This window comes from Novosphingobium resinovorum, assembly GCF_036352595.1.
Lineage (GTDB): Bacteria > Pseudomonadota > Alphaproteobacteria > Sphingomonadales > Sphingomonadaceae > Novosphingobium > Novosphingobium resinovorum_B.
On the sequence record NZ_JAZFAX010000107.1, the window covers coordinates 1 to 1309 of the forward strand.

Below are 1309 nucleotides of genomic sequence, written 5' to 3' on the forward strand. Positions count from 1 at the left end.
AGCTGGAGACCCGCAAAAACCGGGTAATTTCTGGCGAAGCGGGCTGGTTTGATGACGTCGAGGCTTCGGGGCGCACCAAGGGCATCGTTCGGACCAATTTCCATCATGCCCGGCGTTGATTTCGCCGGTTTGGCCGGCTTGCAGACAGAGTCAGCCCCTGCATTCCCGGCGTTCGTGGAAGATCAGGCGGTTGAAGTTGTAGGCCAGGTTGCAAAGGGTCAGTTTCGCCTCAGCGCGGGCCAGGCCGATGGTGCGGATGAACAGGTTGAACCGGTTCTTCTGATGCGCGAAGACATGTTCGACATGAGCCCGGATCGAGGATTTGGCGGCATTGGCCCGCGCGGTTGCCTTCGACATCGGCTTGCCCATGGGTTTGCGGCGATGAATGCGGGACGTGAGCATCTGATCCGACAACCACTTCTCGTTGCGCCTGGATCGATAGGCACTGTCAGCCCATACCTCGGAACTGGTATTGTCCGTGCTGACGACCTGTCGGAGAAGACGCCCGTCCGCCGCTGACGCCGAAGTCACCGCCATGCCTCGGATGAAGCCGAAGCGTCGGTCGATGCTGATGTGAGATTTATAGCCGAAGACCGGCAAGGCGATCATGGGGAGCGGCGTCCCATCCGCCCGATACCGAACTTTCCCGCCGACCTTGAGGGTCCAGCGGGCGTCGGTATCTTTCTGTGCTGCCTTGTTCGGCTCGTCCGGCCAGATATCTCTGGCGCCCTTGCCCGACTTGATCGCTTCACGTTCGCCCTCGGTGTTCCGCTGTCTTGGTGCAGGCACCAGCGAGGCGTCCACGATCTGCCCGGACATTGGAATGTAGCCCTTCTTCTGGAGTTGCCAGTCAAAGGCCTTCATCACCCGCTTGAGCGTTCCCGTCTCGGTCAGGCGATTGCGAAAATGCCGGATCGTGTTCTCATCCGGCGTGCGATCCCCAAGCGACAGTCCCAGAAACCGCAGCCAACTCAGCCGATCGCGGATCATGAACTCCATCCGGGCGTCTGACAGATTATGCTGCGCCTGCAGGATCAGGGCCTTGAACATCAACACCGGATCGAAGGGTGGGCGCCCACCTTTGGCTCCATCGCCATAACCAAGCCCTTCGACCAGCCACGCCCGGAAATACTCGAAATCCACCGTCTCCTGCAAAACCTCAAGCGGATCGCCCTCCTTGCTCAATGCCTCAAGGTGATCGCTCAAACTGAACAGGGACTTGGGATCCATAGCTGGCCTCCGTGATCGCGCGCCCTCAATGAATCATTATAGCCGTCCAAACGCTACCGGTTTTTGCGGGTCTCCAGCT

Annotated in this window: 1 protein-coding gene; it reads right to left on the reverse strand. The window is 59.6% G+C overall.

Features of this window, described 5'->3' with window-relative positions:
- Positions 1-150 precede the first annotated feature (150 nt).
- Positions 151-1230, reverse strand: coding sequence for an IS5 family transposase (locus V2S85_RS27085; protein ID WP_330705873.1), 1080 nt, complete (start codon positions 1228-1230; stop codon positions 151-153).
- Between the last annotated feature and the right edge of the window lie 79 nt (positions 1231-1309).

Coding starts and splice junctions, on each gene's coding strand:
- V2S85_RS27085 (WP_330705873.1), bottom strand. CDS start 1,230: ATGGATCCCAAGTCCCTGTTCAGTTTGAGCGATCACCTTGAGGCATTG.